At 58.0% G+C, this 24,836-nt stretch carries 15 protein-coding genes; 3 read left to right on the top strand and 12 right to left on the bottom strand.

What is annotated here, in order from left to right:
- Nucleotides 1-113: 113 nt before the first annotated feature.
- Both ptsP and rppH read right to left on the bottom strand, forming a co-directional pair.
- Nucleotides 114-2,360 carry a phosphoenolpyruvate--protein phosphotransferase gene (gene ptsP / locus RTY00_RS00680; RefSeq protein WP_008109260.1) on the bottom strand — a complete coding sequence of 749 codons (2,247 nt, stop codon included), beginning with the start codon at nucleotides 2,358-2,360 and terminating at the stop codon, nucleotides 114-116.
- Between the two features lie 12 nt (nucleotides 2,361-2,372).
- Nucleotides 2,373-2,900: an RNA pyrophosphohydrolase gene (gene rppH / locus RTY00_RS00675; protein WP_007890933.1), complete on the bottom strand. Its 528-nt coding sequence runs from the start codon at nucleotides 2,898-2,900 to the stop codon at nucleotides 2,373-2,375.
- A gap of 682 nt (nucleotides 2,901-3,582) precedes the next feature.
- Between rppH and mutH the strand changes: the two genes are divergently transcribed.
- From mutH to RTY00_RS00660, 3 genes are all read left to right on the top strand, one after another.
- Entirely contained in the window at nucleotides 3,583-4,269 is a 687-nt protein-coding gene (gene mutH, locus RTY00_RS00670; protein WP_312663097.1) for a DNA mismatch repair endonuclease MutH, read from the top strand.
- Nucleotides 4,270-4,373: 104 nt separating this feature from the next.
- Nucleotides 4,374-4,592 carry a YgdI/YgdR family lipoprotein gene (locus RTY00_RS00665; RefSeq protein WP_007890930.1) on the top strand — a complete coding sequence of 73 codons (219 nt, stop codon included), beginning with the start codon at nucleotides 4,374-4,376 and terminating at the stop codon, nucleotides 4,590-4,592.
- 144 nt (nucleotides 4,593-4,736) lie between these two features.
- Nucleotides 4,737-5,777, top strand: coding sequence for an NADP(H)-dependent aldo-keto reductase (locus RTY00_RS00660; RefSeq protein WP_008109256.1), 1,041 nt, complete (start codon nucleotides 4,737-4,739; stop codon nucleotides 5,775-5,777).
- Between the two features lie 47 nt (nucleotides 5,778-5,824).
- Here RTY00_RS00660 and lplT read toward each other — a convergent pair whose 3' ends face one another.
- The 10 genes from lplT to RTY00_RS00610 form a co-directional block, all read right to left on the bottom strand.
- Nucleotides 5,825-7,015, bottom strand: coding sequence for a lysophospholipid transporter LplT (gene lplT, locus RTY00_RS00655; protein WP_312663096.1), 1,191 nt, complete (start codon nucleotides 7,013-7,015; stop codon nucleotides 5,825-5,827).
- Nucleotides 7,012-9,162 (bottom strand): bifunctional acyl-ACP--phospholipid O-acyltransferase/long-chain-fatty-acid--ACP ligase, encoded by a 2,151-nt coding sequence (aas, locus tag RTY00_RS00650; protein ID WP_312663095.1) that lies wholly within the window; start codon nucleotides 9,160-9,162, stop codon nucleotides 7,012-7,014. Before aas ends, lplT begins: the two co-directional genes overlap by 4 nt.
- A gap of 208 nt (nucleotides 9,163-9,370) precedes the next feature.
- Nucleotides 9,371-10,774: an efflux transporter outer membrane subunit gene (locus RTY00_RS00645; protein ID WP_312663094.1), complete on the bottom strand. Its 1,404-nt coding sequence runs from the start codon at nucleotides 10,772-10,774 to the stop codon at nucleotides 9,371-9,373.
- The gene (locus tag RTY00_RS00640; protein ID WP_312663093.1) at nucleotides 10,775-13,879 is read right to left on the bottom strand and encodes an efflux RND transporter permease subunit; all 3,105 of its coding nucleotides are present in this window, start codon (nucleotides 13,877-13,879) and stop codon (nucleotides 10,775-10,777) included.
- Entirely contained in the window at nucleotides 13,876-17,025 is a 3,150-nt protein-coding gene (locus tag RTY00_RS00635) for an MdtB/MuxB family multidrug efflux RND transporter permease subunit (protein ID WP_312663092.1), read from the bottom strand. The genes RTY00_RS00640 and RTY00_RS00635 overlap by 4 nt, the downstream gene beginning before the upstream one ends.
- Nucleotides 17,022-18,266 carry an MdtA/MuxA family multidrug efflux RND transporter periplasmic adaptor subunit gene (locus tag RTY00_RS00630; protein ID WP_312663091.1) on the bottom strand — a complete coding sequence of 415 codons (1,245 nt, stop codon included), beginning with the start codon at nucleotides 18,264-18,266 and terminating at the stop codon, nucleotides 17,022-17,024. The genes RTY00_RS00635 and RTY00_RS00630 overlap by 4 nt, the downstream gene beginning before the upstream one ends.
- A 142-nt stretch (nucleotides 18,267-18,408) precedes the next feature.
- Nucleotides 18,409-19,809 carry an efflux transporter outer membrane subunit gene (locus RTY00_RS00625; protein ID WP_312663105.1) on the bottom strand — a complete coding sequence of 467 codons (1,401 nt, stop codon included), beginning with the start codon at nucleotides 19,807-19,809 and terminating at the stop codon, nucleotides 18,409-18,411.
- 92 nt (nucleotides 19,810-19,901) lie between these two features.
- Entirely contained in the window at nucleotides 19,902-23,033 is a 3,132-nt protein-coding gene (locus tag RTY00_RS00620; protein WP_312663090.1) for an efflux RND transporter permease subunit, read from the bottom strand.
- A 9-nt stretch (nucleotides 23,034-23,042) separates the two neighbouring features.
- Nucleotides 23,043-24,179: an efflux RND transporter periplasmic adaptor subunit gene (locus RTY00_RS00615; RefSeq protein WP_312663089.1), complete on the bottom strand. Its 1,137-nt coding sequence runs from the start codon at nucleotides 24,177-24,179 to the stop codon at nucleotides 23,043-23,045.
- Between the two features lie 290 nt (nucleotides 24,180-24,469).
- The gene (locus RTY00_RS00610) at nucleotides 24,470-24,658 is read right to left on the bottom strand and encodes a hypothetical protein (RefSeq protein ID WP_061719884.1); all 189 of its coding nucleotides are present in this window, start codon (nucleotides 24,656-24,658) and stop codon (nucleotides 24,470-24,472) included.
- Between the last annotated feature and the right edge of the window lie 178 nt (nucleotides 24,659-24,836).

The raw sequence follows: 24,836 nt of genomic DNA, 5'->3' as shown, positions 1-24,836 counted from the left end.
CTTTCACCACTGTTTTTTTCTGCCCTGAAACGGGTCTGGCTAAGGGTTCACATAATAAAAGGCCGCGCATAATAGCACAGCCACGTTTAACACAGGTCGCGAAGATGTAACCGTTAACGCCCGCCGCGAATCAAACCACCTAAACCACGGCGCTCCATAAAGGTGGAGACCAGATGGCGCACTTCCGAGGCGGTATGCGCAGCCAGCCCATGCTCGCTAAGCTTCTGCGCCTCTTCAAAGTCGAGATGACGCAGCAGATATTTCACCCGCGGTACGTTCTTGCCGTTCATGCTGAGATGGTGATATCCCATGCCCACTAACAGTGCGACACACATGGGATCACCGGCCATTTCACCACACAAGCAGAGCTCCAGTTTGGCCTGGCGGGCTTCGCTGGCGATAGTATGCAGCGCCCGCAGCATCGCTGGATGCAGCGAATCATACAGGTTCGCTACGCGCGTATTGTTACGATCGACCGCCAGCAAATATTGCGTCAAATCATTGGTGCCGACGGAGACAAAATCCACGCGATCCGCCAGATGCGGGATCATAAACAGCATCGACGGCACTTCAATCATGATGCCAATGCGCGGCTTAGGAATCACATAGCCGAGCATCTCTTCCACTTCGCGGCCAGCACGATCGATCAGACGACGCGCATCATCGATCTCGTCGATGTGGCTTATCATCGGCAGCAGAATGCTTAAGTTGCCAGACGCCACGTTGGCGCGCAGCATGGCGCGCACCTGCACCAGGAAGATTTCAGGCTGATCGAGCGTTAAGCGAATGCCACGCCAGCCAAGGCACGGATTCTCCTCGCTGATTGGCATATACGGCAGCTGTTTATCCGCGCCGACATCCAGCGTACGCAGCGTCACCGGCTTGTCGTAGAACAGCTGCAGCATGCCCTGATATTGCGCCACCTGCTCCTCTTCGGACGGGAAGCCGTTGTGCAGCATGAACGGAATTTCGGTGCGGTACAGACCGATGCCATCCACCCAGTTATCCAGCGCCTGCTCGTGTTCCGGGCTGAGACCGGCATTCAGCATCACCTGAATGCGCTCACCGCTTTTCAGCTCGCCGGGCTGCTCGACCACGCCTTCGGCCATTTTGCTCAGCGCGTTCTCTTCGCTGATCAAACGCTGATACTCCTGCACCAGCACCGGTTCCGGATCGATCAGCACTTCGCCGCGATAGCCATCAACAATCAGTAAGCGTTTGTTGAGCTGCGCCGGCAGGATATCCGCGCCCATCACGGTGGGAATGCCCATTGCGCGCGTCAAAATCGCCGCATGCGAGTTGGCGGCACCGTCGCGCACGACCACGCCCGCCAGACGCTCCTGCGGCAATTCAGCCAGCGTGGTGGCGGTGAGTTCATCGGCGACTAACACGAAGCGTTCCGGCCAGGCATTGGTGCCGACCAGCGAATCATCGAGGTGGAACAGCAGACGTTGACCGAGCACGCGCAGATCGCCGGCGCGCTCGCGTAAATATTGATCCTGCAAGTTGGCGAACTGCTCGGCGAACTTCTCGATCACCGTTTTCACTGCCCACTCGGCTACCGATCCGCGCTCGATCTCATCAAACAGATCTTTTTTCAGGCGCGCATCGGTAAGCAGGTGCGAATAGAGATCGAAGATCGCCGCGCTCTCTTTCTGCACGCTGGCAGCAAAGCGTTTACTGAAGCGGCGGAATTCGTTGCCGGCCTCGCCCATCGCCAGCACCAGACGCTCGCGTTCACGCTGCACGTCGAGCGTGGAGGCAGCAGAAACCTGATCGAGCAGCGGTTGGGTTTCATCCACCCAACCCGGCGCGACCGCCACGCCAGGCGCAGCGGCAATGGCTTTTACCCGCGTCTGACGGAATTGGCCGAACAGTTGACCGAGCTGCGACTGCGACAGCAAGCCCGCCATTTGCGTGGCGAGCGTGACGAGGAAAGACTCTTCGCTTTCATCAAACTGACGGTGTTCGCGCTGCTGGATAACCAACACGCCAAGCAGCTGGCGACGGCTGATAATCGGGACGCCGAGGAAGGAGCGATAGCGCTCCTCTTTAACAGAAGGAATGTATTTGAAGCTGGGATGGCTTTGCGCGTCGGCGAGGTTGATCGGCTCAGCTAAGCGTCCAACAAGGCCAACAATACCTTCATCAAACGCCAGCGTGACCGTACGACCACGCGGCTTTTTTAGCCCGCGTGTCGCCATCAGGTAGTAGCAACGACGATCGTGATCGGCGAGATAAACCGAGCAAACCTCGGTTTCCATCGCAAGGCAAATTTCGTTTACCAGAATGTCGAGTGCTTCATTCAGACGTGGAGCACTCGCCACTTTCTCTACAATTTCGCGTAACTGAGTGAGCATAAAGGGCGTGGCCTATCCTCTTTTACGTCGTTGGGCGGCGTTATTACGCTGCCCCGCACTCTCCTGCATAGACATCACTACGCCCGCGAATTCTTTCATTACGCGGCGATAAACATCGCGCTTGAAAGAGACCACCTGACGTACCGGATACCAGAAGCTAACCCAGCGCCAACCATCAAACTCCGGCGTGCTGCTGTGCTGCACATTGATTTCCGCGTCACTACACATCAACTGCAGAAGAAACCACTTTTGTTTCTGGCCGATACACACCGGCTTTGTGTCCCAACGCACCAAACGTTTTGGCAACTTGTAGCGTAACCAGTTTCGGGTTGAAGCAAGTATTCGAACATCTTTGCGGTGTAAACCCACTTCTTCGAACAGTTCGCGATACATCGCCTGTTCAGCAGTTTCACCCGGATTGATGCCTCCCTGAGGAAATTGCCAGGAGTGCTGTCCAAAGCGCCTGGCCCACAACACTTGTCCTTGCCTGTTACAGATTACGATACCAACATTCGGGCGGTAGCCATCATCATCGATCACTGGACTACCTCAAAGCTAAATTTGAATAGCCTGATTGTTTCACACTCCTTACAGGCGGTAAACCACTGGATAGCGGGCCGCAGGCGGAATAAAAACAGGATAACTCACAGAGATTAGCCAAGTTATAAACAGACACCCCCATTTATCGGCGATCTTATTCACGTTTTCTGTGGATAGCTTTGTGCAGAACACGGGAATGAGTTGAATAACCACTTCGGATAAATCTCATCACTCAGCATGATAACGGCGATAAATACGTTACATTTCATCGACATAAAACTTATTAACTGTTAAATCACTATCAGGTTCAACGGTTATCCTCCGCTCGGTTTTTTCGATCGGTCAAAGATCCATCACCGACGTTTTTATCCACAGAGAATGCCCTAAACCTGGTCAAAGAAAGGAAAAAAAGCGTTCAAAACACGAAAGTCAAGGCTGTAAATGGAAACAGGGGTAAGAACAAAGGGGTGTTACCCCACTTTTCTGTGGATAACTAGGTTCAACACCTGTTCATTGTCGATAACAAGCTGGGATAACCTGGCCATATCATTGGATGCCCACATTCCATTGGAATAAAAAAGCATGCTGAATCATGCTATTATCACAGTTATTCAACTAACTGCCATGTGGACAAACCTGGCCCGCGTTTACTGTTCACTCTTCAACCAATGTGAGTTTTAGCATGCACTCCTCACCGTTATTACCGTCGCCACCTGAAAACGAAGCGGAATTACTGCAGCGCGCACAACAGCTGGCGGGACAGACCTTTGCCGCGCTGGCGGCGCAGATTAACCTGCCGATTCCCGCAGATTTGAAACGCGACAAAGGCTGGGTTGGCATGCTGTTAGAACTGCATTTGGGCGCCAGCGCCGGCAGTAAAGCCGAGCAGGATTTCGCCCATCTCGGTATTGAGCTGAAAACCATTCCGGTAGATGCGCAGGGCAAGCCGCTGGAGACCACCTTCGTGTGCGTCGCGCCCTTAACCGGCAATAGCGGCGTGACCTGGCAAACCAGCCATGTGCGGCACAAACTGGCGCGAGTGTTGTGGATCCCGATCGAGGGCGATCGTACCTTGCCTTTGGCCGATCGCCGCGTCGGTTCGCCGCTGCTGTGGCATCCGAGTGAAGAAGAGGAGCAACAGCTGCGCGAAGACTGGGAAGAGTTGATGGATATGATTGTGCTCGGCCAGGTGGAGCGCATCACCGCACGTCACGGTGCCTGGCTGCAAATCCGTCCTAAAGCAGCCAACAGCAAAGCGTTGACTGAAGCCATCGGTGAACACGGCGAGCCAATCATGACGCTGCCGCGTGGCTTTTATCTGAAGAAAAGCTTCACCGGTCCGCTTTTGGCGCGACATTTTTTACTGTAAATGCATATTGCTGCCGATAATTTTAGGAATGATGCGATTACTCCTAACGACGAAAGCATTTATTACTACACTTTTGCTGTTGAAGTCGCGAGAAGGAGATAAGAATGAAAGGGTTGGTGAGTGCAGTGGGTTTAGCGTTGGTTGCCGTGTTATTGAGCGGTTGTAGCAGTGATTACGTCATGGCGACCAAAGATGGCCGCATGATTATGACAGATGGCAAACCTGCCATCGATAAAGAGACCGGATTGGTACAGTACACCGATGAGAAAGGCCATCAGATGCAGATCAATGGTGATGAGGTTTCAACCATCATTGAGCGTTAAGTGCCAAATTGCCCTGCCTGCACGCGTTTTCCCTTTGTGCAGGCGATTTCCCGAACTTTCCCCTCTTCCTTCCGCGCCGCTTCACACGCTATAGTCCCAAAGGACACAACATTCCCTTTCATAATGAAAAAAGGATGCCGGCAAATGCACTATCACCGTATTCCCCATAGCACGCTGGAAGTGAGTCAGCTGGGGCTTGGAACCATGACGTTTGGTGAGCAGAACAGCGAAGCCGACGCCCACGCACAGCTTGATTATGCGGTTAGCAGTGGTATTAACCTGATTGATACCGCGGAAATGTATCCGGTGCCGCCGCGCCCGGAAACCCAGGGATTAACCGAACAATACATTGGTAGCTGGCTGAAGAAGCGCGGCAGCCGTGACAAAATCATCCTCGCCAGCAAAGTGGCCGGACCGGTACGCGGCGCAGATGCGTCGATTCGCCCGAACCAGGCGCTGGATCGCAAAAACATCCGCGAAGCGCTGGATGCCAGCCTGAAACGCCTGAATACCGATTATCTCGATCTCTATCAGCTGCACTGGCCGCAGCGTCAGACCAACTATTTCGGCAAGCTGGGTTATCAATACACCGATTCCAGCGTGCCGGTGACGCTGCTGGAAACGCTGGAAGCGCTGACCGAACAGGTGCGCGCCGGTAAGATTCGCTACATTGGCGTGTCGAACGAAACCGCGTGGGGCGTGATGCGTTACCTGCAGCTGGCTGAAAAGCATGAGCTGCCGCGTATCGTCACCATTCAGAACCCATACAGCCTGCTGAACCGCAGCTTCGAGGTTGGTTTAGCGGAGATCAGTCAGCATGAAGGCGTCGAACTGCTGGCGTATTCCAGCCTGGCATTTGGTACCTTGAGCGGTAAATACCTGAACGGTGCGAAACCCGCCGGTGCGCGCAATACGCTGTTTAGTCGCTTTACCCGCTACAGCGGCGATCAGTCCAATCAGGCGATTGCTGCCTATGTTGAGCTGGCGAAGAAGCACAATATGGATCCGTCGCAGATGGCGCTGGCGTATGTGCGTCAACAGCCGTTTGTAGCCAGTACCTTGCTGGGCGCCACCACGCTGGAGCAGCTGAAAATTAACGTTGAGAGTTTCAATCTGACGCTAAACGCCGATGTGTTAGAGGAACTGGAAGCGATTCATCGCCAGTTTACCTATCCAGCCCCGTAAAACCGTAGGGTCGCCATTCATGGCGACCTTTTCAATTCCCGCCCAATCTACCGCCGCCCTTTCCACCACAACACCGCAATCGCCACGGCGAAAATCGCGCCGAATCCGACGCCGGTCGCTACCGCAGGCGCGCCAAGCTTGATCGCCACGGTATACAATCCCAGCATCAGCAGCATCGCGGTATTTTCACCGAGATTCTGTACCGCAATCGCGTTGCCTGAACCTACGGACTCTTTGCCGCGTTCCTGCAGCAGCGCATTCAGCGGCACCACAAAGAAACCGCCCAGCGCACCAATCAGCATCAGCACCAGATAGGCGTTCAGCAAGCTGGTTTGCAACGCGAACACCACCACCATCACGCCAATCAGCACACCGGCAGGCATGCAGCGACGCACGGTTTGCAGCGTCACCAGTTTTGCCGCCGCTGCCGCACCAATCACGATGCCAATCGCCACCATCGCGTTCAGCGTGGTCGGGGTTTTGTTGTCGCTGATGCCAAGCGCCACCGGCACCCACAGCACCAGCAGGAAACGCAGCGTCACGCCCGCGCCCCAAAACAAACTGGTGCCGAGCAGGGAGAAACGCGTCTCGCCGTTACGCCACAGCAGTTTCGTGGCCGCGACGAAACTGCGCAGCATGGCGCCGAAATGCCAGCTCTGGCCCGGACGTGCCGCCGTCAGGCGCGGAATAAAGATATTTGCCACCACCGCCATCGCATAGGTCATAGCACACACCACCAGCGCGGCCACCAGGTTCCAGTCCGCCAGCATCCCGCCCGCTACCGAACCCAGCAGAATCGCTGCAATGGTCGAACCTTCCATCAAGCCGTTGGCTTTGACCAGGCGTTCACCGCTGGTGATCTCCGTCAGGATGCCGTACTTGGCCGGCGAATAGGATGCCGCGCCAATCCCCACCAGCGTGTAGCCAAGGAACGGATTGAAGCCGAAGCAGATGGTCAGCGCGCCCAGCAGCTTGAGGCTGTTGGCGAACATCATCACCCGACCTTTGGCGAAGCTATCCGCCATCTGTCCAACGAACGGCGCGAGCAGAATGTAAGTGGCGACAAACAGCATTTGCAGGATTGGCTGACTCCAGTCCGGATAGAACTGATTTTTCAGCACCGCCAGCGTAACGAACAACAGCGCGTTGTCGCCAAATGCTGAGAAGAACTGCGCCACAATCACCGCCAGCATGTTGCGTGACATTAGCGGTGCATCGTTATTTAACGCCTGGCTCATGCCTGCTCCTCTTCTGCCAGCTGTTTGAGGCTGACATAGTCGGGTTTGCCGCTGCCCAGCATCGGCAGCTGTTTCATCACGCGAATATCGCGCGGCACCGCCAGTTCTGGTGCGCCAATTTCACGCGCCGCTTTCAGCAAGGTATCGCGCCCCAGTTCGCTGTCGGTAGTAAACAGCACCAAAGCTTCACCACGATTACCGTCCGGGCGCAGCGATGCCGCATGCTGTTTCTCGCTGGAGGCTTTCAGCGCAATCTGCTCCACAATCTCCAGCGACACCATCTCACCGGCAATTTTGGCGAAGCGTTTCGCACGCCCCTGAATCTGGCAGAAACCGCCTTCATCAAAGCTGACGATATCGCCGGTGTCGTACCAGCCCGCTTCCATCTCGCCTTCGCCGTTATCGGCGACCGGCACTTCCAGCACGCCCGGATTCTCCACGCGCAGATAACCGTTCATCACGTTTGGACCGCGCAGCTGCAGGCGACCGCCCTGCTCAATGCCTGGCACCGAAATCAGACGCGAATCCATGCCCGGCAGAATGCGGCCCACGGTGTGATTTTTCGCCGCCATCGGCACGTTGATCGCCACCACCGGCGCACACTCCGTCACGCCATAGCCTTCGAGAATACGGATGCCGTATTTCTCCATGTAGATCTGACGTGTCGCTTCCTGCAGTTTCTCCGCGCCTGCCACCACATAGCGCAGACGCGCAAAATCGTAAGGGCTGGCGAAACGCGCGTAGTTGCCGAGGAACGTTGAAGTACCAAACAGCACGGTGCAGTTACGGTCGTAAACCAGCTCCGGCACGATGCGGTAATGCAGCGGGCTCGGATAGAGAAACACCTGCGCGCCGGTCAGCAGCGGCGTGAACAGGCCAACGGTTAAACCGAAGGCATGGAACAGCGGCAGCGCCGACATAAAGCGATCGCGCGGGGTGAAATCCGCCACGGTACGAATCTGCTCAACGTTGGCTAGCAGGCTTTTATGCGAATGCACCACGCCTTTGGGATTGCCTTCCGAACCGGAGGTAAACAGCACCATCGCTGCATCTTCCGGCTGCTGCGCAACCTGCGCACGACGCGGCATCAGCAGATGCGCCACGATCCACAATTTATCCTGCAGCGTAACGGTATCTTTCAGATCTTCCAGATAGATCCACTGCACTTCGTTGAGTCCCTGCGGCAAGTGCCACAGGTTGCCTTTTTCGAGGAACTGGCGCGAAGTAAAGACGGTTTTCACCTGCGAAGCGGTCAAGGCCGCACGCATGCCATTTACGCCTGCGGTGTAGTTGAGCATCGCCGGAATACGGCCGCGCAGCGAGGCACCCAGAATCGCCGCCGCCGTCACCGTGGCGTTCGGCAGCAGCAGACCGACGTATTCACCTTGCTGGCTGTAGCGTTCGAGAATGCGGCCCACGCCGAGCGCTTTTTTCAGCAAACCGGTGTAGCTATCCGGCTTGAAGTTGATGTCTTCGATGCACGGCTTCATCGCGCCATAACGCTGACGCGCATTGAGGAAAGCCTCGAACAGCGTTTCACGCGGACGTACCGCCATGCGGGCTTCCATCATCACATGGTGCAAGTGTTCGCCCGCCAGCGTACGGCGATCGCGCGCGCGCTTAGCTTCAGGCATCGGGATTACCGTTGGCGGCAGCACCGTTAAGGTGATGCGCGGGAACAGGCGGCGTTTAAACACGCCCGCCAGACGACCAAACGGCGTATATTCCGCGCCCTCGATACGCATCGGCACCACGGTGGCACCGGATTTCGCCGCCACAAAACCCGCGCCGCTGTAGATCTTCATCAGCGATCCGGTCACGGTGATGCGACCTTCCGGGAAGATCACCACCGGACGGCCCTGATTGATCATGCGCACCAGATGTTTGATCGACATCGGCTTGGTGGGATCGAGCGGAACGAAGTCGATAATCGGCTTCAGCAGACGCATAAACCATTGATCGCTGATCGATGAATAGACCGCGAACACCGGTTTGATCGGCAGAAACAGCGCCACCAATACGCCATCGAGAAATGACATATGGTTGGGGGTGATCAGCACTTTCTCTTTATGCAGTGCCGCGAGGTCGCCGCGCAGTTCCACACGCCACAGCAGGCGGAACAGGAAACGGAAAAAAGTGAGTAGCATGCCAGCTCCTTAGCAGTCGTAAAAAATGGCTCTTACGATGCAGGATCTGGGGATTTTCGACAAGTGGCGCGGTGATTTAAACGCAATTGCGGTCGTAGGGGCGCCATTCGTCGCGACACGCTAATCCGGCGTTTTCGGTCACCATAAATGGCGACCCTACGTTGATTGGCGCGATTTTCGTAGGGTCGCCATTCATGGCGACCTGGTTTCACCGCGCATCCACCTGCCAGCCGCCGCCCAGCGCCGCGATCAAACCGACGCTGCTGACCCACTGCGTGCTCTGCAGCGACAGCAAACTCTGCTGTGCACTTAGGCTGCTGTTCTCGGTGGTGGCGACGTCGAGGTAGTCGATCATCCCGGCATCATACTGATTGCGCGTCACGCGTGCCGATTCCTGCGCTGCGTCGGTTGCCGCCTGCTGTGAGGCGATTTCGCCCTGCAAGGTGTTCAGCTGCACCAGATAATCTTCCACTTCGCCCATGCCCGTCAGCACCGACTGGCGATAGCTGGCGACGCTGGCATCATAGGCGGCGCGCGCCTGCTCCACTTTCGCTGAGGTGGCACCGAAATCTAACAGCGTGCCGCTCAGCTCCGGTCCTATTGACCAGACGCGATTGGGCAGCGAGAACAGGCTGTTGATCGCCGATGAACTGACGCCGCCGCTGGCGCTCAGCGTCAGGTCGGGATAGTAGCCGGCAATCGCCACGCCAACCGCCGCATTCGCCGCCGCCACGTTGCGCTCGGCGTAGGCGATATCGGGACGGCGCTGCAACAGCTGCGACGGCACGCTGTTCGGTATTGCGGGCATCGCCGCCTCCAGCTTCGCCACCGGTAATGAAAAATCAGCCGGTGCGCGGCCCAGCAACAGCGCAATCGCGTGCTCCATCTGCGCTCGCTGCCACTGATAATCCTGCGCTGAGGCGCGGGCGCTCTCCAGCTGCATCTGCGCCTGCGCTAAAGTGGCGCGCGATTCGCTGCCCGCTGCGTATTTGTTTTGAATTACCGTTAAATAGCGCTGATAGGCATCGATACTGCGCTGATAGAGCGCGATTTTTTCGTCGATGATGCGCAGCTGGAAATAGTCCTGCGCCAGTTCGGACTGCGCGCTCAAGGTGATATTCGCCAGCTCGGCCTTGCTGGCTTCGGCGCTGGCATTGTTCTCCTCCAGCGTGCGCCGCAGTTTGCCCCACAAATCCAGTTCCCAGCTGGCGCTGAGATCGGCGGCATGGCTGTTGCTGACGCTGCGTTGTCCGGTCGTGCTGGCGCGGCTGCCGCTGCGCGTGCTGCTGGCGTCGTAGCCCACCGACGGCAACAACTCCGCGCGTGATTGCCCAGCCAGCGCCTGCGCTTCGCGGTACTGCGCGGCATAGCTGGCGACGTTTTGGTTGGAGATGCTCACCTGTTTCAGCAGGCTGTTCAGCGTGGCATCGTGATACACCTGCCACCATTCACCTTTGCTGTTTGCATCCTGCGGCGTCGCCTGCGTCCAGCCTTTGGCTTCTTTGAAATGGGTCGGCATCGCCATCGTTGGGCGCTGATAATCAGGGCCAACCGCACAGCCCGCCAGCAGCATCATGGTCAACAACGGCGTAATTTTCAGGGACATTTTCATCTATCGGGATTCCACATGACGCAACCGCAGCCACTGACGTTGCGTGGCGCGGCTCAAACGATCGAGCCAGAGATAAACCACCGGCGTAGTAAACAGAGTTAGCAGCTGGCTCAGCGCCAAACCGCCGGCAATCGCCAGCCCAAGCGGGCTACGTAAGTCGGCATCGCCGCCGCTGCCCAGCGCCAGCGGCAGCGCGCCGAAGAACGCCGCCAGCGTGGTCATCATGATCGGCCGGAAACGCATCAAACAGGCTTGAGTGATCGCCTGCTGCGGCGTCATGCCTTTACTGCGCTCGGCGTGAATCGCAAAGTCGATCATCATGATGGCGTTCTTTTTCACGATACCGATCAGCAGGATGATGCCAATCAGCGCGATCACCGTCAGCTGCGTGTTGGTGAGCAGCAGCAACAGCAGCGCGCCCACGCCCGCCGACGGCAGCGTCGAGAGAATGGTGATCGGATGGATGTAACTCTCATACAGCACGCCGAGCACGATATATACCGCCGCCAGCGCCGCGATAATCAGCCACGGCATGGTGGCGGTAAGCTGGGCGAACGCGGCGGCGGTGCCGGCAAAACCGGCCTGAATGGTGGACGGTAAACCGAGCTGCGCCATCGCCTGCTTAATTAGCGCCTGCGCCTGCTCCAGCGACACGCCATCATTAAGGTTGAAGGCGATGGTGCTGGTGGCGGATTGGCCCTGATGCGCCACCGACAGCGGTGCGTTGCCGCCTGTGAAGCTGGCGAATGCCGCGAGCGGCACGCGATCGCCGCTGTCGTTAATCACGTACAGCTGCTGGAGAATCGCCGGATCGCGCGTGTAGCTATCCTGCAGCGACATCACCACATGATACTGATTAAGCGTGTGATAGAGCGTGGCGACCTGGCGCTGGCTGAAGGCGTTATTCAGCATTGTGTCGAGCATCTGCACGTTCACACCAAGCCGTTTGGCGCGGTCGCGATCGATGTTAATCACCACTTCCTGACCGCCGGTCTGTGAATCAGAATCGACGCTGTTCAATTGCGGGATCGCCGCCAGCGCCGCCTGCACTTTTGGCGTCCATGTGCGCAGCAGATCGAGATCGTCGGCCTGCAAACTGTATTGATAGGTGGCGTTGGCGCTGCGTCCGCCGATATGCAGATCCTGCGCCGCCATCAGGAACATCTGCGCGCCGGCGATATGGCTGGTTTTCATACTCAGGCGGTTGGCGACTTCGGTGGCGGTGGCATCGCGCTGATCAAAATCCTTGAGGCGCACAAAGAAGTTGGCGCTGTTACGCGAGCCGAACATGCCGCTGCCCATCGACGACATCACGCTCTCCACCGCCGGATCGGACTGGATGATTTTGGTGAACTGCAGCATTTTCGGCTTCATCGCCTGGAAGGAGATGTTCTGGTCAGCGCGCAGCGCGCCCATCAACAGGCCGGTATCCTGATTGGGGAAGAAGCCTTTCTGCACCACGGAAAACAGGAACAGGTTAAGCAACACGGTCAGCACCAGGCTGAACATCGTCAGCTTTTGGTGCGCCATCACCCAAGCCAACCCGCGCGAGTAAGCCGCCAGCAACGCATTAAGTTGGTTTTCGATAAACTGATACAGCGGATGCGGGCGTTGAGTGACTTTGGCTTTCGGCTTGAGTAAGCGCGCGCACAGCATCGGCGTCAGGCTCAGCGAGACAAACATCGAGATCAGCAGCGATACCGTCAGCGTGACGGCAAATTCGCGGAACAAACGTCCGACGATGCTGCCCATCAGCAGAATCGGGATGAACACCGCAATCAACGACATGGTCATCGACAGCACGGTAAAACTCACTTCATGCGCGCCACGCAGCGCCGCACGCAGCGGACTGAGCCCTTCTTCAATATGGCGCGTGATGTTTTCCAGCACCACAATCGCGTCATCGACGACAAAACCGGTAGCGATAATCAGCGCCATCAGCGACAGGTTATCGAGGCTGTAACCCAGCAGATACATCACCGCGCAGGTGCCAATCAGCGAGACCGGCAGCGCCAGCGCCGGGATAATCACCGCCTGCACGTTACGCAGAAACACAAACACCACGGCGATCACCAGCAGCATCGCCACCAGCAGCGTCTCTTCGGTGTCGTACAGCGAGGCGCGCACCGTCGGCGAGCGATCCACCACCACTTTGAGTTGAGTGTCGGCGGGCAGATCTTTTTCCAGCGCTGGCAACTGCGCTTTGATGGCATCAATGGTGTCGAGCATATTGGCACCGGCCTGGCGCTTAATGCCCACCATCACCGACGGCATAGCGTTGAGGAAACCGGCCTGATACTGATCTTCCACCGAATCATAAACCGTCGCCACATCATGCAGCCGCACCGCTTTGCCCTGTTTATAGGTGACGATCAAATCCTGATACTGCGCGGCTTTATCCAGCTGGCCGTTGCTGTCCACCACCCACGACTGGCTGCTGCCCTGCAAAATGCCTTTCGGCTTATTGGTGGTGCTGTTGGCGATGGCGCTACGCACCGTATCCAGCGAAATGCCGTACTGCGTCAGCTTCAGCGGCTGCAGATCGATACGCACCGCCGGTAAGGCGCTGCCCATCAGCGACACTTCGCCCACGCCTTTCACCTGGCCCATCGCCTGCTCGATTTTGCTTTCGGCCAGATCGTAGAGTTCGCCCGGCGTGCGCGTGGCGGAAGTCAGCGCCAGCATCACAATCGGCGCATCGGATGGATTGGCTTTGCGATAGGTCGGCAGCGACTCCATCGCGCTCGGCAGCAAACTGCGTGAGGCGTTGATCGCCGCCTGCACGTCACGCGCCGCGCCGTTGATGTCGCGATCGAGATCAAATTGCAAAATCACGCTGGTCGATCCCTGCGAACTGCTTGAGGTCATCTCGGTGACACCAGCGATTTGCCCTAGCGAACGCTCCAGCGGCGTGGCAACGGTGGCCGCCATGGTTTCCGGGCTGGCACCGGCCAGGCTGGCGCTCACCATAATGGTCGGGAAATCCACCTGCGGCAGCGGCGCGACCGGCAGCAGTCGATAGCCCAACGCGCCCAGCAGCAGGATCGCCAGCGTCAGCAATAACGTGGCAACCGGGCGGAAAATAAACAGCCGGGTGAGGTTCATCGCTCGCCTCGCGCTTGCTGCTGCTTGCGCTGCATGTAGCGCTTGCCGCGCTGCGCGATGCCATCAAACCACAGGTAAATCACCGGTGTGGAGAACAGCGTGAGAACCTGGCTGACAATCAAGCCGCCAACGATCACCAATCCCAGCGGCTGGCGCAGTTCAGCACCGGAACCGGAGGCCAGCATCAGCGGCAGCGCACCCAGCAGCGCCGCCATGGTGGTCATCAGAATCGGACGGAAGCGCAGCAGGCAGGCTTGATGAATGGCGTCGCGCGCACTCATGTGCTGCTTGTTTTCCGCTTCGAGCGCGAAGTCGATCATCATAATCGCGTTCTTTTTCACAATACCGATCAGCAGGATCACGCCAATCAGCGCGATCAGGCTGAACTCGCTACCGGCCAGCAACAGCGTCAACAATGCGCCGACCGCTGCTGACGGCAGCGTCGAGAGAATGGTCACCGGATGGATAAAGCTCTCATAAAGAATGCCGAGCACCACATACATAGTGATTAATGCCGCCAGAATCAGCCACAACGTATTGCCGGTGGCGCTCTGGAACGCCGAGGTTTCGCCCTGATAACGCAAGGTGATGCTCGATGGCAGATTGAGCTGCTGCGTCACCTCGGCGATCGCCTTCTGCCCATCTTCCAGCGAGTAGCCGCTATTGAGATTGAACGACACCATCACCGCCGGGAACTGATTAAGGCGCATGTGCATTAGCGAACCGGTGCGCTGGTGAATGGTGGCGATGGCAGTGAGTTTCACCATGCCGGTGGTGGTTGTGGTGGTGGTGTCATCAGTTGAAGACGTGGTACTGCTGGTCACCGGCAAATAGACATCGTCAAACGAGGCAGGCGATTGCTGATATTGCGGCGCCACTTCCAGCACCACGCGATACTGATTGGCCTGGGTAAAGATGGTGGAGACCAGACGCTGACCAAAGCTGTTATACAGCGCGGTATCGACGTCGGCGGCGGTAATGCCGTAGCGCGCCGCTTTATCGCGGTTGAGTTCGACGTAGGCGACGCGCCCCTGATCCTGCAGGTTGCTCACTACGCCGTTAAACTCCGGACGCTGCTGCAAGGCGGCGACCATCTTCGGTGTCCAGCTCACCAGGTTTTCGCTGTCGGCATCATCCAGCGTGAATTGATACTGGCTCGGCGATACCTGATCGTTGACGGTCAAATCCTGCGCCGGTTGCAGATAGAGCTGAATGCCCGCCACCTGCTGCGCCGTCTGTTGCAGCTGTTTGATCACCACGTCGGCTTTGTCATCGCGATCGCCAAACGGCTTGAGGTTGATCTGGATGCGCCCGCTATTCAGGCTGGTGTTGCTGCCATCAATACCGATGGTTGAGGACAAACTCTCCACCGACGGATTTTGCAGAATCACCCTCGCCAGCGCCTGCTGCCGCTTCGACATCTCGCTAAACGACACATCCTGCGACGCCACGGTGACGCCCTGAATCAGTCCGGTATCCTGGGTCGGGAAGAAGCCTTTTGGGATGGCGATATACAGCAGCGCGGTGAGCGCAAAGGTCGCCAGCGCCACCAGCAGCGTCAGCTTCTGATGGTTCAGCACCACCGTCAGCATGCGGTCGTAGCCGCGCACCAGCTTGTCGAACAGCTCGCCGCCTTTACGCGAGAAGCGCGACTGTTTTTCCGGCGGAATGTGCTGCAACAGATAGGCGCAAAGCATTGGTGTCAGCGTTAGCGATACCACCATCGACACCAGAATCGACACCGCCAGCGTGATGGCAAATTCGCGGAACAGCCGCCCAACCACATCGCCCATAAACAGCAGCGGGATCAGCACCGCAATCAGCGAAAAGGTCAGCGAGATAATGGTGAAGCCAATCTGCTGCGAGCCTTTCAGCGCCGCCTGCATTGGCGTTTCACCCTCTTCCAGCCGCCGTGAAATGTTCTCCACCACCACAATCGCATCGTCAATGACAAAGCCGGTGGCGATAGTCAGCGCCATCAGCGACAGGTTATTCAGGCTGAAGTCGGCCAGATACATCACGCCGAAGGTGCCAATCAGCGACAGCGGCACCGCCACACTGGGAATCAAGGTCGCCGCCACGTTACGCAGGAACAGGAACGTCACCATCACCACCAGCGCCACCGACAGCATCAGCTCAAACTGCACGTCGCTGATGGAGGCGCGAATGGTTTGCGTGCGGTCCGACAGGATGCTCATCTTCACGCCGTCCGGCAGCGCCGCCTGCAGCTTCGGCAGCTGCGCTTTGATGCTGTCTACCACCTGAATCACGTTGGCACCCGGCTGGCGCTGCACGCTGATCACAATCGCCGGACTGTTGTTGGCCCACGCCGACTGGAAGCTGTTCTCCGGTCCCTGTTCGATATGCGCGATATCTTTCAGCCGCAGCGCCGCGCCGTTTTGGTAAGTGATGATCAGATTGCCGTACTCATCGGCGGTGCGCAGCTGATCGTTGGCGTCGATGGTGACCGAGTGATATTTGCCGTCGAAGCCGCCTTTCGAGCCGTTCACGTTACTGTTACCGATCAGCGTGTTGACGTCTTCCAGCGACAGCTTGTGCGCTGCCAGCGCTTTCGGGTCCATCTGCACGCGAATCGCCGGTTGATGGCCGCCCGCCAGCGTCACCATGCCAACGCCATTAATCTGCGACAGCTTGAGCGCCACGCGCGTGTTCACCAGATCCTGCACCTGCGTCAGCGGCAGCGTGTCGGAACTGACCGCCAGCGTAATCACTGCCGTATCGGCCGGATTGACCTTTTTGTAGGTCGGCGGATTGGGCAGATCGCTCGGCAGCAAATTGTTGGCGGCATTGATCGCCGCCTGCACTTCCTGCTCGGCGACATCCAGCGACAGATCGAGGCTGAACTTCAGCGTGACGATCGACGATCCGCTTGAACTGGTCGACGTCATCTGGCTCAAACCGGCCATTTGACCGAGCTGGCGCTCCAGCGGCGAGGTGACAGAAGACGCCATCACATCCGGGCTGGCACCGGGATAGAGCGTGGTGACCTGAATGGTCGGGTAATCCACCTGCGGCAGCGCCGAAGTAGAAAGAAAACGGTAGGAGAAGATCCCGGCGATCAGCACGCCGACCATCAGCAATATGGTGGCGACCGGACGCTGGATAAACAGGCGAGACGGATTCATTTGGCCTCAGCGGTCGCGGTGGTTTTACTCTCATCCGCCAGCTGCACTTTGCTGCCGTTGGTCAGGCGATCGATGCCTTCGGTCACCAGACGATCGCCCGGCTCCACGCCTTTGAGGATCGCCTGCTGATCTTCACCAAACGTTGGCCCGGTGGTGACCGCTTTGCGCGTCACGGTGTTGTCTTTATTGATGACAAACACGAAGCTGCCGTCGCTGCTCAGCTGCAGCGCCTGCGCCGGGATCACCGTGGCGTTTTTCAGGATGTTGGTTTGCAGACGCAGATTGACGAACTGATTGGCAAACAGCGATTCATCTTCGTTCGCGAAGGTGGCTTTCAGCTCGATGGTGCCGGTCGCGGTATCGATCTGGTTGCTGATGAACTTCACCTCGCCCTGCGCCAGCGCACTGCTGTTGTCCTGATCGTAGGCGGTGGCGGGCAGACTTTGTCCGCCGTGCAGCGCTTTGATCAACTGCGGAATGTTGCCCTGCGGCACGCTAAAGGTCACGGCGGCGGGCTGCATCTGCGTTACCACCACGATGCCGGTGGTATCGGTGGTTTGCACCATATTGCCGGGATCGACCAGACGCAAACCGACGCGTCCGCTGATCGGCGAGGTGATGCGCGCGTAATCGATATCCAGTTTGGCGCTGGCGATCTGCGCTTCATCGGCGGCGACCGCGCCTTTGTACTGGCCGACGGTGGCGGTTTGCGTATCGAGATCCTGGCGCGACAGCGAGTCCTGCGCCGCCAGCTTCTGATAGCGCGCCAACGTTAACTGCGCGCTTTTCAGCAACGCCTGGTTCTGATTGAGATCGCCCTGATACTGCGCCAGCGTCGCCTGATAGCTGCGCGGATCGATCTGCGCCAGCAGCTGTCCGGCACTGACTTTCTGCCCTTCAGTGAAGAACACTTTTTCTAACTGACCGGCCACGCGGCTTGTCACCGTGACGCTGGCGTTGGGGATCACCGTGCCGAGCGCATTGAGGTATTCCGGCACATCGGCAGTCGTGGCGACGCCGCTGTGCACCAGCGTTGCGCCGCCCATCATCATCGCCATGCCCGGCGGGCCGCCCGCGCCACCACGATGGCCGCCGCGTCCGCCCTTCTCACCGCCCGGCGGCATGCCGCCATGCCCGCCGACCACGCGCCAGATCACGCCCGCCACAATCAATAGCACAACCAACAGGAGCAGCCATTTCAGCCAGCGAGAGAACGTGGAGCGGGAAGCGTTAGGAGTCATCAGGATCTTCAAGTCAGCAAGAAAAAGGAAAATCCCCGGTAAAACAGGGGATTATTTCAAAGGGTAATCATCACTGCGCGCATTATCGGTTGAATGCCCGCGCGAATTCCATACGCGAACCGTAAGGGTTTCGTTAAGGCGATTAAGATTTCCAGCCGCCGCCTAACGCCTTGTAGAGGGTGATTTTCTGGCTCAGCTGGCCCAGATGCGCGCTGATCAGCGACTGCTGCGAACTGTAAAGCGATCGCTGGGCCACTAACACATTGAGATAATTGTCTACGCCTTGCTTGAAGCGCAAAGCGGAATAGTCGTAGTCGCGTTGATTGGCGCCTACCTCCTGTTGCAGCGCCGTCAGCTGATCCTGCCAGGTATCCTGACCGGCCAGCGCATCATTCACCTCTTTGAAGGCGGTTTGAATCGCTTTCTCGTAATCGGCAATGTCGATGCGTTTTTCGATATGCGCGATATTCAGGTTGGCCTCGTTTTTACCGCCGTCAAAAATCGGCAGATTGATCGAGGGCATGAATGACCATGCGCCGGTGCCGCCGCCCAACAGGCTGCCAAGCGAACTGCTGGTGGAGCCGCCGGACGCGGTCAGCGTGATGCTCGGGAAGAAGGCGGCACGCGCCGCACCGATATTGGCGTTGGCAGCCTTCAGCGTGTGCTCCGCCGCCATGATGTCCGGGCGACGCGTCAGCAGATCCGACGGCAAGCCAGCCGGCGTGGCCGGGAATTGCCAGTTGGCATCCAGCGTGGCGTGCGACAGCAGCGTGGCGGGCAGATCGGTGCCGACCAGCAAGCGCAGCGCATCGACATCCTGCCGCACCTGCCGTGTGTAACTTGCCACGTCGGCCTGCGCGGCGCGCACCGTGCTTTCGGCCTGCGCCAGATCCTGATCGCTGCTGGCACCGCCGTCGTAGCTGAGTTTGGTCAGGCGATACGATTCCTGCTGGCTTTGCGCGGTACGTTGCGCCAGATGCAGCAGATCGTTATCCGAACTCAGCGTCAGCCACGCCGTCGCCACTTCCGAAATCAGCGAGATGCGCGTAGCGCGCTCGGTGGCGGCGCTCGACAGATAGGTTTCCTGCGCCTGATCGCTCAGGCTTTGCAGGCGGCCAAAGAAATCCAGCTCCCACGACGTCACACTCAAGCCGCTGTTCAGCTCGTGATAAGTCACCGCGCCGCTGGTTTTGGTGTTGTAAAGATTGGCCGGTTCATGCGCCGAGGTCTGGCTGGCCGTGGCGTTGATCGACGGCATCAACGCCGCGCGCTGCACCGTGACGCCCTGCTGCGCCTCTTGCACATTCAGCGCCGCCACGCGCAGATCGCGGTTGTTGTCGAGCGACAGCTGAATCAGGTTGCGCAGCGTGACGTCAGTGAAGAAGTTCTGCCACGGCAAATCCGCCACGTTGCCGACCGGCGTCGCCTGATCGTATTTAGCGTCCACCGGCAGCGCCGGGCGTTGATAGTGCGGCGCCAGCGTACAACCGGACAATGCCAACGCCAGCGGCAACAGCGCCAGACGGAAATTATTAGTGTTCATTTTTAACTTAAGCATTCAAGTGCCTTTGTATGAAGGTGCGCATGAATGCGCACCCTACGAAATCCTGTAGGGTCGCCATTCATGGCGACCGTTTAACTGTCTTGCACGGCCTCAGCTGCTGCTTTTTTCTTGCGCGCAAAGAACTGCGAAACCACCACGTAGAACATCGGCACAAAGAAAATGGCGAGGAAAGTCGCGGTGATCATCCCGCCCGCTACCGCCGTACCAATCGAGTGCTGACTGCCAGCGCCCGCGCCGTTGGAGATGGTCAGCGGCAGCACGCCGAGAATAAACGCCATCGAGGTCATGATGATTGGACGGATACGCAGCCGCGCCGCTTCCACCGCCGCTTCCACCAGCGTTTTGCCCTCGCGCTCATGCAGCTCTTTGGCGAACTCGACGATAAGAATGGCGTTCTTCGCCGCCAGCCCAACCGTGGTGAGTAAGCCAACCTGGAAGAACACATCGTTCTGCAGGCCGCGCAGCAGCACCGCGCTGATGGTGCCAAGAATGCCGAGCGGCACCACCATGATCACCGAGAACGGAATCGACCAGCTCTCGTACAGCGCCGCCAGACACAGGAACACCACCAGAATCGAGATCAGATAGAGCTGCGTGGTTTGGCTGCCGGAGGCTTGCTCCTCATAAGAAATGCCGTACCACTGCACGCGGAACCCGTGCGGCAGTTGCTTCGCCAGCTGCTCCACTGCTTTCATCGCTTCACCGGTACTTTGGCCCGGCGCGGGCGATCCGAGGATCTCTTCGGCGGTTAAGCCGTTAAAGCGCTCAAAGTGCGGCGAGCCGTACACCCATTTGCCTGAAGCAAAGGCGGAGAATGGCACCATGGTGCCGCTGCTGTTGCGGAAGTACCATTTATCGAGATCGGACGGCGTGACGCGCGAGTCCGCTTTGCCCATCAGATAGACCTCTTTCACGCGGCCGTTATACATGAACTGATCGATGTAGCTGGAGCCCCACGCCACCGACAAGGTGTTGTTGATGTCGGTCATGCTCAGACCGAGCGCGCTGGCCTTCTCATCATTGATCTCCAGCTGATACTGCGGCTCATCTTCCAGCCCGTTGAGACGCACCTGCGCCAGATGCGGATCTTTGTTCGCCAGCGAAATAAGCTGGTGCGCGGCATCCATCATCTGCTGATGGCTGTGCGCGCCGGTATCCTGCAGATAGAGGTCGAAGCCGGTGGCGTTACCCAGCTCCATCACCGCTGGCGGCACCATGGCGAAGATTTTGGCGTTCTGATAGTTGGCGAAGTGCGCCATCACGCGGTTCGCCAGATCCTGCACGCTTTGCCCGCTGTGCGTGCGGTCGCCCCAATCTTTCAGCCGCACAAAGGCCATGGCGTTGCTCTGGCCGCGACCGGCAAAGTTAAAGCCCGCCACGCCAAAGGTAGTGGTCACCACCGACGCTTCGTTCTGTTGCAGATAGGCGTTGAGATCGTTGATTACCTGTTGAGTTCGCTGCGACGACGAATTCACTGGCAGCGTGATCTGCACCATCATCAAGCCCTGATCTTCGCCCGGCAGGAAGGTGGTTGGTACGCGGGTGAACAAAAAGCCCGTCACGCCGACGATCACCAGATAGATCACCAGGAACAGGCCGCGACGGGAAATCACTTTGCTAACGCCGTTGGTGTAGTGCATCGCGCCGCTGTCGAACTTGCGGTTAAACCAACCGGCGAATCCGGTGGTTTTGTGCTCTGCCGCCGCCGGTTTCAGCAAGGTGGCGCACAGCGCAGGCGTGAAGATCAGCGCCATGATCACCGACAGCGCCATCGCCGAGACGATGGTGACCGAGAACTGGCGGTAAATCACACCGGTCGATCCGGAGAAGAACGCCATCGGTAGCAGCACCGCCGACAGCACCAGCGCGATGCCAAACAGCGCGCCCTGAATCTGCTGCATCGACTTGATGGTGGCGGCTTTGGGATCGAGATGCTCTTCGTGCATCACACGCTCGACGTTCTCCACCACCACAATGGCATCATCCACCAGCAGCCCGATGGCCAGCACCATACCGAACATGGTGAGGGTGTTAATGCTGTAACCAAACGCCGACAGAATACCGAAGGTGCCCAGCAGCACCACTGGTACCACCAGCGTGGTGATCAGCGTGGCGCGCAGGTTTTGCAGGAAGATCAGCATCACGAAGAACACCAGCACCACCGCTTCGATCAGCGTTTTCACCACTTCTTCAATCGAGGCGCTGACCACCGGCGAAGTGTCGTACGGATACTGAATCTCGACGTTATCCGGCAGCGAATCTTTCAGGTCGGCGATGGTTTGGCGCACCGCTTTGGCGGTATCGAGTTCGTTAGCGCCGGTTGCCAGACGCAGCGCGATACCGGCGGCCGGTTTGCCGTTCATGGTGGCGTCGATGCCGTAACTTTGCGGCCCGAGCGCTACGCTGGCCACATCTTTCAGCCGCACCTGCGAGCCGTCGCTGTTCACTTTCAGTAGCACATTCTCAAACTGCTGCACGGTGGTGAAACGGGTTTTGCCGAGGATCGTCGCCTCAGTTTTCGCGCCCTGAATGGTCGGCAAACCGCCGAGTGAACCAGACGACACCTGCACGTTCTGGTTATCAATCGCCGTGGTGACATCACTCGGCATCAGGTTGTATTTGTAGAGCTTGGCCGGATCGAGCCAGATGCGCATCGCGTATTCCGAGCCCAATACCATGAAGTCGCCGACGCCCGGCGTACGCGAGATCGGATCTTCCAGTTTCGACACCAGCATGTCGGCCAGATCGCCGTTGGTCAGCTTGCCGTCTTTGGAGATCAACCCGATGACCATCATGAAGTTTTTCTGGTACTTACGGATACGAATGCCTTGCTGCGTGACATCGGTGGGCAGCTGCGACTCCGCCAGCGACACGCGGTCCTGCACCTGAACCTGGGCGATATCGGGATTGATGCCCTGATTAAAGGTGGCGATGATCTGCGCGCTGCCGTCCGAGGCGCTGCTCGACTCCAGATAACGCAAACCATCCAGGCCGTTCAGCTGCTGCTCAATTACCTGCACCACGGTGTTTTGCGTGGTTTCGGCGCTGGCGCCCGGATAGGTCACCGAGATGGAGACCGCCGGCGCGGAGATGTTAGGATATTGATTGACCGGCAAACTGATAGCGGCAATCGCGCCCACCAGCATCACGATAATCGCGATAACCCAGGCAAAAATTGGACGTTCAATAAAAAACTTCGACATGCCGCCCCCTTATTGCGCTGCTGCGTCAGTCATCGAAAGACTCACCGCATTAGCGGATGGCGTGTCATTGGTGTTGGCGGCGGTAGTGGTGACTTTCACCCCGCTGCGCACGCTTTGCAGGTTGTTCACCACCACGTTTTCCCCTTGCTGCAGGCCCGATGTTACCAGCCATTCGCCTTTGATCATCTCGCCGGTGTGGATGCTGCGCTGCTCGATGGTGTTGTCGCTTTTCACCACATAGACATACGGCTGACCTTTGGTGTCATGCATGATCGACTCTTGCGGCAGCAAAATGCCCTGCTGCTGAATGCCCTGCGGGAAGCTGGCGTGCACGTACATGCCCGGCAGCAGTTCGTTGTGTGGATTCGGGAACACCGCGCGCAGCACCACGGTGCCGGTGGCGGTATCAACGTTCACTTCCGAGAACGCCAGCTTGCCCTGCTCGGCGTACTGGCTGTTATCTTCCAGCGACAAACCTACTGCGGCGGTGTTGTCGGCCACTTTGGCGATCTGGCCGTCGGCCAGCGCACGGCGCAGGCGCAGCAGATCGGTGGAGGATTCGCTGACATCGACATAGATCGGATCAAGCTGAGTAATGGTGGCGAGATAATCGGTTTGCCCGTTGGTGACCAGCGCACCGGCGGTATACAGCGAGCGGCTGATGTGGCCGGAAATCGGCGCTTTCACCAGCGTGTAATCGAGATTCACCTTGGCGGTTTCCACATCGGCTTGCGCTTCACGCGCGGCGGCAACCGCATCGTCGTAAGTTTGCTGGCTGATGGCGTGCGCGTTGGCCAGCGGCTGATAGCGTTTCACCACCATTGCATCGTTCTGCCAGGTCGCCATCGCTTTGTCGTAGGCGGCTTTATAGGTGGCCGGATCGATTTGATACAGCGGCTGGCCGGCTTTCACTTCACCGCCCTCGGTAAACAGGATTTTTTCAATCACGCCGCTCACCTGCGGACGCACCTGCGCGGTTCTCACCGCCGTGGTTCGGCCAGGCAATTGGGTAACGAGCGTAACGGGTTCCGCTTTCAGGTTGACCACGCCCACTTGCGGGGTGGCGGATGCGGCGGGCTTTGCTCCGCCCTGGTCACAGGCTGCCAGTAAAAACACCACGCTGGCAGAAAGAAGTTTCAGGCGCATAGTTGTTCTCTAAAAGATAGGAAGGGAATAGTCACGAAGGTAATGACTCAAAAAGTCATTGTAAGGAGGCGGGTTAAGCGAGGTTGTTAAGGTTGCGTAAAATATATTTTCCAAAGGAAAATGGTAAACCTTTCGTGCCATAAATCGTTGGGATTTTTAGCTTTTCGCGGGTTTTTGATGGCGATTCCGTCCATGCATATCGCACCCGTAGGGTCGCCATTCATGGTGACCGTTCCGAAGGCCGCACAGTACGGTCATTGGCAAGGTCGTCATGAATGACGACCTTACGGTTATCCCTTCGGTTCGATGCCGCGACGTCGCAATTCGCGGCGCGCCAGCTCTTTTAACCAGCACGACAGCGTAACATTGTCGTCGTCGGTCACACTGCGCAGCTGTTCATGCAGCTCCGGATGAATACGTAACTGAAACGCCGAGGATCGGCCCTCGCCTTTTGGCGTGCGGTCTTTGGTTTTTGGCATTGCGGGTGGCCTCAACGAATCGCAATAAAAAATCGCCCCCTAAAGCGCTACCAACACTGTAAGGGGCTAGCGAACCGCCATGGAATGCGACATCGCGGTGCGTTACCTACAGGTTACACAACCCGATATTTTTATGTTGCCGGGGAAGTGTTAAGACTCAGACAAGAGGTGTGAGCGA

Origin of the sequence: Pantoea sp. CTOTU49201, from assembly GCF_032054795.1 — a bacterium.
In the GTDB taxonomy this organism is placed as follows: domain Bacteria; phylum Pseudomonadota; class Gammaproteobacteria; order Enterobacterales; family Enterobacteriaceae; genus Pantoea; species Pantoea symbiotica.
Note: the sequence above shows the minus strand (reverse complement) of the source record. Positions and strands in the feature narration are given on the sequence as shown.

Bases quoted from the DNA above. Each gene is read 5' to 3' on its own strand.
- lplT (WP_312663096.1), bottom strand. From the start codon at position 7,015: ATGAGCCAGGCGTTAAATAACGATGCACCGCTAATGTCACGCAACATG.
- RTY00_RS00640 (WP_312663093.1), bottom strand. From the start codon at position 13,879: ATGAACCTCACCCGGCTGTTTATTTTCCGCCCGGTTGCCACGTTATTG.
- ptsP (WP_008109260.1), bottom strand. From the start codon at position 2,360: ATGCTCACTCAGTTACGCGAAATTGTAGAGAAAGTGGCGAGTGCTCCA.
- RTY00_RS00660 (WP_008109256.1), top strand. From the start codon at position 4,737: ATGCACTATCACCGTATTCCCCATAGCACGCTGGAAGTGAGTCAGCTG.
- RTY00_RS00645 (WP_312663094.1), bottom strand. From the start codon at position 10,774: ATGAAAATGTCCCTGAAAATTACGCCGTTGTTGACCATGATGCTGCTG.
- RTY00_RS00665 (WP_007890930.1), top strand. From the start codon at position 4,374: ATGAAAGGGTTGGTGAGTGCAGTGGGTTTAGCGTTGGTTGCCGTGTTA.
- mutH (WP_312663097.1), top strand. From the start codon at position 3,583: ATGCACTCCTCACCGTTATTACCGTCGCCACCTGAAAACGAAGCGGAA.
- RTY00_RS00625 (WP_312663105.1), bottom strand. From the start codon at position 19,809: ATGAACACTAATAATTTCCGTCTGGCGCTGTTGCCGCTGGCGTTGGCA.
- aas (WP_312663095.1), bottom strand. From the start codon at position 9,162: ATGCTACTCACTTTTTTCCGTTTCCTGTTCCGCCTGCTGTGGCGTGTG.
- RTY00_RS00620 (WP_312663090.1), bottom strand. From the start codon at position 23,033: ATGTCGAAGTTTTTTATTGAACGTCCAATTTTTGCCTGGGTTATCGCG.
- RTY00_RS00635 (WP_312663092.1), bottom strand. From the start codon at position 17,025: ATGAATCCGTCTCGCCTGTTTATCCAGCGTCCGGTCGCCACCATATTG.
- RTY00_RS00630 (WP_312663091.1), bottom strand. From the start codon at position 18,266: ATGACTCCTAACGCTTCCCGCTCCACGTTCTCTCGCTGGCTGAAATGG.
- RTY00_RS00610 (WP_061719884.1), bottom strand. From the start codon at position 24,658: ATGCCAAAAACCAAAGACCGCACGCCAAAAGGCGAGGGCCGATCCTCG.
- RTY00_RS00615 (WP_312663089.1), bottom strand. From the start codon at position 24,179: ATGCGCCTGAAACTTCTTTCTGCCAGCGTGGTGTTTTTACTGGCAGCC.